Consider the following 9197-nt stretch of genomic DNA (forward strand, 5'->3'; position numbering starts at 1 on the left):
CCTAGAAGACCTCCGCGATGCCTGGCTGATGCTGCGGATGGGTGCCCTTGCGCCGTCCCGGTACCTCGCCGCACAGGCGGGGCGTCGGGAAGATCTTGCCCGGGTTCGACAGCCCGTGCGGGTCGAACGCGCACCGCACCAGCTGCATCGTGTCGAGGTCGTCGGCGCTGTACATGCTGGGCAGGTGCTTGGCCTTGTCGACGCCGACGCCGTGCTCGCCGGTGATCGACCCGCCGTGCTCGACGCAGATGTCGAGGATGGCGCCCGACACCGCCTCGGCCCGCTCCGCCTGCCCCGGGACGGTCTCGTCGAAGAGGACGAGCGGGTGCAGGTTGCCGTCGCCGGCGTGGAAGACGTTGGCGACCCGGACGCCGTGGTCGCGGGCCAGCTCGCCGATGCGGGTCAGCACCTGCGGCAGCGCGGTGCGGGGGATGACGCCGTCCTGGACGATGTAGTCGGGGCTGATCCGGCCGACGGCGGCGAACGCCGACTTGCGGCCCTTCCAGAACAGGGCCCGCTCGGCGTCGTCGGCGGCGATGCGGATCTCGAACGCGCCGTGCTCCCGGCAGAACGCCTCGACCGCGGCGAACTGGGCGTCGACCTCGGCCCGCGGCCCGTCCAGCTCGACGATGAGCACCGCGCCGGCGCCGCCCGGGTAGCCGCAGTGCACGGCCGCCTCCGCGGCCTCGATCGCCAGGGCGTCCATCATCTCGATCGCCGCCGGCACGACCCCGGCCGCGATGATCGCCGACGTGGCGGCGCCGGCCTGGTCGGTGCCGGGGAAGGCGGCGAGGAGGGTCCGGACCGTCTCCGGGAGCCGGACGAGGCGCACGGTGACCTCGGTGGCGATGCCGAGGGTGCCTTCGGAGCCGACGAACGCGCCGAGCAGGTCGTAGCCGGGTGCGTCGGGTGCCCGCCCGCCGAGCCGGACCAGGTCCCCGTCGGGGGTGACGATCTCGACGCCGGTGACGTGGTTGGTGGTGAAGCCGTACTTGAGGCAGTGCGCGCCGCCGGAGTTCTCCGCGACGTTGCCGCCGATCGAGCAGATCTGCTGGCTGGACGGGTCGGGCGCGTAGTAGTAGCCGTGCGGGGACGCGGCGCGGCTGACCTGCAGGTTGATCACGCCGGGCTCGACCACCGCCCGCTCGTCCTGCGGGGCGACCTCGCGGATCGCGCGAAGCTGCGAGGTGACGATGAGCGCGCCGTCGGCGTGCGGCAGTGCCCCGCCGGACAGGCCGGTCCCGGAGCCGCGGGCGACGAACGGCACCCCGGCGGCCACGCACGCCCGGACCGTGTCGGCGCACTCCTGGGCCGTCCGCGGCAGCACGACGACCGCGGGCACCACCCGGTAGTGGGTCAGCCCGTCGCACTCGTACGTGCGCAGCTGCTGGCGGTCGGTGAGCACCTGCTCCGGCAGCAGGAATTCCCGCAACCGCGCCACCAGCCCTTCAATGGTCATGGCATGCGGTCGTACGCCGGCAAGGTCAGGAAGTCGATGAACTCGTCCGCCACAGCCACCTCCATGAACAGCGCCCGCGCCTCCCGCAGGTCCCGGCCGAGCGCGGCCAGCTCCTCGTCGGCGATCCGCTCGACCAGCTCCCGCGTCACGAGCGCACCCGTGTCTGCGAGGGTGACACCGTTGTGCAGCCACTGCCAGACCTGCGACCGGGAGATCTCCGCGGTCGCCGCGTCCTCCATCATGTTGTTGATCGCGACGGCGCCGCTGCCCTTGAGCCACGCGTCGAGGTACTGCACGCCGACGCTCACCGCGTTGCGCAGCCCCGCCTCGGTCTGCTGCCCGGGCGTGTCACCGACGGCGAGAAGGTCCTCCGCGGTCACGGTCACGTCCTCGCGGAGCCGGTCGAGCTGGTTGGGCCGGTCGCCGAGCACGCCGTCGAACACGGTCCGGCACGTCTCGACGAGGTCGGGGTGCGCGACCCAGGATCCGTCGAACCCGTCGCCGGCCTCGCGGGTCTTGTCGGCGGTAACTTTCTCGAACGCCACCTTGTTGATCTCGGGGTCGCGCCGGCTCGGGATGAACGCCGCCATGCCGCCGATCGCGTGCGCGCCCCGCCGGTGGCACGTCCGCACGAGCAGCTCCGTGTAGGCCCGCATGAACGGCACGGTCATCGTCACCGTGTTGCGGTCCGGCAGCAGGAAGTCCTTGCCGCGCGTCCGGAACTTCTTGATGACGCTGAACATGAAGTCCCACCGGCCGGCGTTGAGGCCCGCCGAGCGCTCGCGCAGCTCGTACAGGATCTCGTCCATCTCGAACGCGGCGGGGAACGTCTCGATCAGCACGGTGGCCCGGATCGTGCCGGTGGGGCGGCCGAACCGCTCCTCCGCGAACGCGAACACCTCGTTCCACAACCTGGCCTCCAGATGCGACTCCATCTTCGGCAGGTAGAAGTACGGCCGGGTGACGAGGTGGTTGTGGAAGAAGTAGAGCCCGAAGTCGGTCAGCGAACCGGACGTCGGCGCGCCGTCGACCAGGATGTGCTTCTCCGGCAGGTGCCACCCGCGCGGGCGGACCACGACGGTGGGGCGCGGTCCGCCGGTGAGCTCGTAGTGTTTTTCGCCGGAGGTGTACGAGAGGGTGCCGGCATTCGCGTCGCGCAGGTTCAGCTGGCCGCCGATGACGTTGGCCCACAGCGGCGTGTTGGCGTCCTCGTGGTCGGCGAGCCACACCTTCGCGCCCGAGTTGAGCGCGTTGATGGTCATCTTCGCGTCCGTCGGCCCGGTGATCTCGACCCGCCGGTCGACCAGGCCCGGCGCCGGCTCGGCCACCTGCCAGTCGCCCTCCCGGATCTCGCGCGTCTCGGGCAGGAAGCCGAGCGTCCCGCCGGCGGCGAGCTCCGCCTCGCGCTCCTTGCGAGCCTGGAGCAGCTCCAGCCGCCGGGCGTCGAACGTCCTGTGCAGATCTGCCAGGAAACTCTGAGCTTCCTCGGTCAGGATCTCGGCGAATCGGTCGTCGAACGGTCCGGTAATCTCGACGCCCTGAACAGTGCCCATGACATGACCCTATCGGCTGCGCTGCCACCCGGGGCGTGTCGCGGCGCGTGTGATATGGGAAGCTCTGGCGAACAAAACTCAGGTCCGCCGGATTATCGGGTCCGTCCAGCAGGGGAGTCTTCCAACTGTGAGCGATCGGGGCAGAAGCCGCCGCACTGCGAGGTCGACCAAGGCCACTCCGCCACAGGCGGCACCGGACACCGAGGTCGAGCCCACCGCGGACGCGGAAAGCGACACGACGAACACTGAGCCGACCGAGGCCGAGGGCGTGGCCGAGGAGACCGTGTCGTTGGGCAAGAAGGACGACCCGGACGCGGACGCCGAGGCGGCCGACGGTGCCGGCGACGACACCGCCGACGAGGACGGTGACCCGGCCGACGCCTCGGACGCCGCAGCCGGTGACCCGGACGCCGCCGCGGACGGCGACGACCCGGACGCGACCGCCGACGACGACGAGTCCGACAAATCGGATAAGTCCGACAAGTCGGCTAAGGCGAAGAACGCGAAGACCGTCGCGCCGGCGACGAAGGCGGAGAAGCGCGCCGCCGCGCGCATCGCCGCCGCGAAGGTCGCCCGCCGCCGTCGTGCCGGGCAGGCGATTGCCGGCACGATGATCGTCCTGCTGGTCGTCGGCGGCGCGTTCGCCGGCGTCTGGTACTTCGGCGACCGGGCCGAGAAGAACCGGATCAAGTGCAAGCCGGTCGGCGACGCCAACGCGTTCCCGCCGCTGCTCGGCGGCATGGACAAGGGCCTGGCGACCGAGCCGAAGATCACCGCCAGCACCGAAGAGATCACGTCCCTCAAGACCAAGGTCCTCATCAAGGGCGACTGCAAGGCGGTCAAGGCCGGCCAGACCGTCACGGTCAACTACGTCGGCGCGACCATGAAGGACGGCAAGGTCTTCGACGCGTCCTGGCCGCGGAAGAAGACGATCGAGATCCCGGTCGGGCAGAAGCAGCTCCGCAAGCAGCCCCAGGTCATCGAGGGCTGGGACGAGGGCCTCGTCGGCCTGAAGGTCGGCAGCCGCGTCCAGCTCGACATCCCCGGCAGCAAGGCCTACGGCGACGACGCCCCCGAGGGCTACCCCAAGGGCACGCTCCGCTTCATCGTCGACATCCTCGACGCGAAGGACGCGGACGACAGCGGCGGCCTGCCCGCGGGCTTCGGCGGCTGAGCACCGGCCCCGCACGACGCAAGCGAGGCCCCACCGGCAGCAGGCCGGTGGGGCCTCGCCGTGTATACGGTCGGAAGATGACAGCTGTCCTGCTCACCGGCGCCACCTCGGGCCTCGGGCGGTGGCTGGCGCCGCGGCTCGGTGCGGCCGGCCTGACCGTCCTGCTGCACGGCCGCGACCCGGACAAGGTCGCGCGCGGTGTGGCGGAGGTCCGCGCGGCCGGCGGCACCGCCGAAGGCCTCGTCGCCGACCTCGCGAGCCTGGCCGAGGTGGACCGGCTCGCCGCGGTGGTCGCCGGCCGCGACGACCTGACGATCCTGGTCAACAACGCCGGCGTCGGGTTCGGCCCGCCCGGCGGCGCCCGCGAGGAGAGCGCCGACGGGCACGAGCTGCGCTGGGCCGTCAACTTCCTCGCCCCCGTCCGCCTCACCACGGCGCTGCTGCCCACGCTCACCGCCAACGCGCCCGCCAAGGTCGTCAACGTCGGATCCATCGGCCAGGCGCCGATCGACTTCGACGACGTGGAGCTGCGCCGCTCGTACGACGGCGTCACCGCCTACCGGAGGTCGAAACTCGCGCTGGCGGCGTGGAGCCTGGACCTTGCCGACGACCTTGCCGGCGAACTGGAGGGACGCCTGGCCGGCGGCGAGGTGTCCGTCAACTGCCTGCACCCGGCGACGTTCATGGACACCCAGATGGTCCACGATTATGGTGCCGCGCCCAGGTCGACGGTCCAGGAGGGCGGCGAGGCGACCCTGCGGCTGATCCTGCACGAGCGGGGCACCGGCGGGTTCTTCGACGGCGACCGGCCCGCCCGCGCGCACCCCGACGCCTACGACCCCGAGGTGCGCCGCCGGCTCAGGGCGATGTTTGGTTCCGCCGCCACCGGCAAAGCACAAACGCATGAGCAGAGCGACTGTCGGTGAGGCACTGATCGCCAGGCTGGCCGACTGGGGGGTCGACACGGTGTTCGGCCTGCCCGGCGACGGCGTCAACGGAATCATGGAGGGCCTGCGGCGCAACGCCGACCGGGTCAGGTTCGTGCTCGTGCACCACGAGGAGGCCGCCGCGTTCATGGCGGTCGCGCACGCCAAGGCCACCGGCCGGCTCGGCGTCTGCCTCGCCACCTCCGGGCCCGGCGGCATCCACCTCGCCAACGGCCTCTACGACGCGAAGCTCGACCACGCCCCCGTCCTGGCGATCACCGGGATGCAGGAGTCCAGCGTGATCGGCACCGCGTACCAGCAGGAGGTCCACCTCGACCGGCTCTTCGAGGACGTGGCGGAGTACAACGAGACGATCGGCAACCCGGCGCAGGTGCCGTCGCTGGTCGACATCGCCGTCCGCACCGCCCTCGCCCGGCGCGGCGTCGCGCACCTCACGGTCCCGAACGACGTGCAGGTCGCGACCGCCGGCGACAACCCGTTCGAGACCGTCGGGCCGACCCGCGCGCCGGCGACCGCGCCCGTGCTGGTCGCGCCGCCGGTGCGCCCCGCCGACGACGACCTCCAGGCCGCCGCGGACCTGCTCAACAACGCCTCGAAGCCGGCGATCCTGGCCGGCATCGGCGCCCGCGGCGCCGGACCCCTCGTCGAGCTGGTCGCCGACGTGCTCGGCGCGCCGATCGTGAAGTCGCTGCTGGGCAAGATGGTCGTGCCCGACGACTCGCCCTTCGCGCTCGGCGGGCTCGGCCTGCTCGGCACCGCGCCCAGCGAGGACCTGATGCAGGAGTGCGACGCGCTGCTGATGGTGGGCACGAACTTCCCGTACACGAAGTTCCTCCCGGCGCCAGGCCAGGCGCACGTCGTGCAGATCGACGTCGAGCCCGCGCGGGTCGGCACCCGCATCCCCACCGACGTGCCGCTCGTCGGCGACGCCGCGGCCACCTGCGAGGCCCTGCTGCCCCGGCTGCGGCGGCGCACCGACAGGCGTTGGCTGCTGCGGTACCAGGAGAAGATGCGCGACTGGCGGGAGCGCATGGCCGCCACCGAGCGGGCGGACCGGGACCCCATCGCGCCGCAGTTCCTGGCCAGCACGCTCGACCGGGTCGCCGCGCCCGACGCGATCCTCGCCTGCGACTCCGGCACCGTCACCACGTGGGCGGCCCGGCACTGGCAGGCCACCGGCGGCCGCGAGTTCTACCTCTCCGGCACCCTCGCGTCGATGGCGCCGGGCCTGCCGTACGCGATCGCGTTGCAGCACGAGTACCCGAACCGGCAGGTCATCGCGTTCGTCGGCGACGGCGGCTTCGCGATGCTCATGGCCGAGTTCCACACCGCGGCCCGCTACAAGCTGCCGATCAAGGTCGTCATCAACGACAACAGCGCCCTCGGCATGATCGTCTGGGAGCAGATGGTCAACGGCTTCCCCGAGTTCGGCGTCCGGTACGGCGACGACCCGCTGGCCGACTACGTCGGCTGGGCGCGCGGCTGCGGCGCGTACGCGGCCCGCGTCACGGACCCGATCGCCCTGGAGAACGTCCTCGGCGAGGCGTTCGCCTTCGACGGGCCGGCGCTCGTCGACGTCGCGGTCGACGCCGACGAGCCCCCGATGCCGGCCAGCGTCACCTACCAGCAGGCGGCGAAGTTCGCGGAGGCGTTCGTCCGCGGCCAGCCGCGCAAGGCCGCGATCGCCACCACGCTGCTGAAGGACCGGATCACCCGCCTGTGATCCTCCGGCGGATCCGGTGCCTTCCGCGGACCCGCACCGACCTCGCCCACAGCCTGGTCCGGCCGACGGTCATCGTGATGCCGCCCGGGATGTCGAGGCCGCCGAGCCCGGAGACACCGCCGACGAGCACCACGCCGCCGATCGCGACCAGGCCGGTGCCGGTCAGCAGGTACACCATGGAATCCGGCTGCTCGGCGGTCTGCTGCCCGGTCATCTGCGCCGTGTGAACCATCGGCGGGTCAGGTCTTCGAGCCTGCGCGGCGCTCAACGAGCCCACCGCGATGGCGGCGCCGGCGACGCACACCCATGTCCGAGTTCTCATAATCGCGGACGCTAGGTCGCAAACGGGTGACTCGTCGCTCACACACGTTCACCTGGGACAGGTGAAGGAACCTCTCACCCGTGGCATTGTGTGCCCGTGCTGATCTATAAGATCCTGCTGCCCGCCGAGTGGGCGGCGTTCGAGGCGAACGGCCGTTTCGACGGCTCGCCCCTGGACCTGCGCGACGGCTACATCCACTGCTCGTCCCGCGACCAGGTGGCCGGCACGGCCCAGCGCTACTTCGCCGACGTGCCCGACCTCGTCGTCGTCGCCATCGACGCGCAGACCATGGGCATGTGGCTGCGCTGGGAGACCTCCGCCAACGGCGGCCTGTTCCCGCACGTCTACGCCCCCCTTCCCCGCGCCGCCGTCGCCGCCGTCCACCGCATCGCCGGCGCCGCCTCCGTCGACGACGTCATCCCCGCCTGACCGCCGCCCGCCGCAAACCGCGACCCCGCGTAGCTCAGCTGTGCGACGTGGGGAGCGGCGGAAGCGCCCCGAACGTCTCGGCCGGCAGCCCGTCGGGCCCCCAGAAGATCCACCGCCACGCCCCGGAACTCGCGCCGACGAGATCCCCGGACACCGCGTCGAAGACCGCCATCTCGCTGCCGTCGAATCCGTGGACGACGAACCGGTCGGCCTGACCGGTCGTCGCATCCCAGATCCGAACGGTGGTGTCATCGCCGCCGCTGGCCAGGTGAGCACCGTCCGGTGACCAGGCCACCGACCGGACCCAGTCGGTGTGCCCGGAGATGTGCAGCTGCGCTTCGCCGGTCACCGCGTTCCAGACCCGCACGCCGTCGTTGCCACCGGTGGCCAGGCGGGTGCCGTCCGGCGACCACGCCACCGCGTTCACTGAGCTGGTGTGACCGGCGAGGCGGAGGTGTTCGGCACCGGTCACCGCGTCAAAGATCAGCACGTTACGGCCGCTGCCGGTGGTGAGGCGGGTGCCGTCCGGCGACCAGGTCACTGCGTTCACTGAACTGGTGTGTCCGGCGAGTCGGAGGGGTTCGCCGGTCATGGTGTTCCACACCCGCACTCCGTTGTCGCCGCCGGTGGCCAGGCGGGTGCTGTCCGGTGACCAGGTCACCGACCGGATCCAGTCGGTGTGTCCGGCGAGTTGGAGGGGTTCGCCGGTCGTGGTGTTCCAGACCTGCACTCCGTTGTCGCCGCCGGTGGCCAGGCGGGTGCTGTCCGGTGACCAGGTCACCGACCGGATCCAGTCGGTGTGTCCGGCGAGCTGGAGGGGTTCGCCGGTCGTGGTGTTCCAGACCTGCACACCGCTGCCGCCGGTGGCCAGGCGGGTGCCGTCCGGTGACCAGGCCACGGACTGGATCCAGTCGGTGTGTCCGGCGAGTTGGAGGGGTTCGCCGGTCGTGGTGTTCCAGACCTGCACTCCGTTGTCGCCGCCGGTGGCCAGGCGGGTGCCATCCGCAGACCACGCCACCGCGTCTACCGAGTTGGTGTGTCCGGCGAGCTGGAGGTGTTCGGCGCCGGTTACCGCGTCGCAGATCAGCACGTTACTGCCGCTGCCGGTGGCCAGGCGGGTGTCATCTGGGGACCACGCCACCGCGTTCACTGAGTCGGTGTGTCTGGCGAGCAGGAGGTGTTCGGCGCCGGTCATGGTGTCCCAGACCCGCACGCTGTACTTCTTCGCAATGGCCAGGTGGGTGCCGTCTGAAGACCACGCCACCTCGCTCCCCGAGTCGGTGTGTCCGGCGAACTGGAGATGTTCGGCGCCGGTCACTGTGTTCCAGATCCGCACACCGTTGCTGCCGCTGGTGGCCAGCCGGGTGCCGTCCGGTGACCATGCCACCGACCGGATCCAGCCGCTGTGTCTGGCGAGCTGGAGGTGTTCCACGCCGGTCATCATGTTCCAGACCCGGACACCGTTGCCGCCGCCGGTGGCCAGCCGGGTGCTGTCCGGCGACCACGCCACCGCGTTCACCGAGCCGGTGTGCTCGGCGAGCTGGAGGTGTTCGGCGCCGGTCGTCGCGTTCCAGACCCGGACACCGTCGT

Annotated in this window: 8 protein-coding genes; 4 read left to right on the top strand and 4 right to left on the bottom strand. The window is 71.5% G+C overall.

Going from position 1 to position 9197, the window contains the following annotated elements; translation table 11 throughout:
- Position 1: 1 nt before the first annotated feature.
- Both ABZ321_RS19515 and aceB read right to left on the bottom strand, forming a co-directional pair.
- Positions 2-1459 (bottom strand): FAD-linked oxidase C-terminal domain-containing protein, encoded by a 1458-nt coding sequence (locus ABZ321_RS19515; RefSeq protein WP_344502744.1) that lies wholly within the window; start codon positions 1457-1459, stop codon positions 2-4.
- Positions 1456-3012 carry a malate synthase A gene (gene aceB, locus ABZ321_RS19520; protein ID WP_354892949.1) on the bottom strand — a complete coding sequence of 519 codons (1557 nt, stop codon included), beginning with the start codon at positions 3010-3012 and terminating at the stop codon, positions 1456-1458. Before aceB ends, ABZ321_RS19515 begins: the two co-directional genes overlap by 4 nt.
- Before the next feature lie 268 nt (positions 3013-3280).
- Here aceB and ABZ321_RS19525 point away from each other — a divergent pair, with 268 nt between their 5' ends.
- The 3 genes from ABZ321_RS19525 to ABZ321_RS19535 all read left to right on the top strand — a co-directional run bounded on the left by ABZ321_RS19525 (position 3281) and on the right by ABZ321_RS19535 (position 6856).
- Positions 3281-4186, top strand: a complete 906-nt coding sequence (locus ABZ321_RS19525) for an FKBP-type peptidyl-prolyl cis-trans isomerase (RefSeq protein ID WP_354892952.1) — start codon at positions 3281-3283, stop codon at positions 4184-4186.
- A gap of 77 nt (positions 4187-4263) precedes the next feature.
- On the top strand, positions 4264-5112 hold the full coding sequence (locus ABZ321_RS19530; protein ID WP_354892955.1) for an SDR family NAD(P)-dependent oxidoreductase: 849 nt from the start codon (positions 4264-4266) through the stop codon (positions 5110-5112).
- Positions 5090-6856 carry a thiamine pyrophosphate-dependent enzyme gene (locus ABZ321_RS19535; protein ID WP_344502739.1) on the top strand — a complete coding sequence of 589 codons (1767 nt, stop codon included), beginning with the start codon at positions 5090-5092 and terminating at the stop codon, positions 6854-6856. The genes ABZ321_RS19530 and ABZ321_RS19535 overlap by 23 nt, the downstream gene beginning before the upstream one ends.
- On the opposite strand, the gene ABZ321_RS19540 is transcribed toward ABZ321_RS19535, so the two are convergent.
- Positions 6843-7178, bottom strand: a complete 336-nt coding sequence (locus ABZ321_RS19540) for a hypothetical protein (protein WP_344502738.1) — start codon at positions 7176-7178, stop codon at positions 6843-6845. The genes ABZ321_RS19535 and ABZ321_RS19540 overlap by 14 nt on opposite strands.
- 96 nt (positions 7179-7274) lie before the next feature.
- Between ABZ321_RS19540 and ABZ321_RS19545 the strand changes: the two genes are divergently transcribed.
- Complete coding sequence (locus ABZ321_RS19545) at positions 7275-7607, top strand: DUF952 domain-containing protein (protein WP_344502737.1); 333 nt, start codon at positions 7275-7277, stop codon at positions 7605-7607.
- Positions 7608-7641: 34 nt separating this feature from the next.
- Here ABZ321_RS19545 and ABZ321_RS19550 read toward each other — a convergent pair.
- Positions 7642-9197, bottom strand: a 1556-nt coding sequence (locus ABZ321_RS19550) for a WD40 repeat domain-containing protein (RefSeq protein ID WP_354892960.1), incomplete at its 5' end; no start/stop codon positions are given.

The organism is Dactylosporangium sp. NPDC006015 (assembly GCF_040614215.1).
In the GTDB taxonomy this organism is placed as follows: Bacteria; Actinomycetota; Actinomycetes; order Mycobacteriales; family Micromonosporaceae; genus Dactylosporangium; species Dactylosporangium maewongense.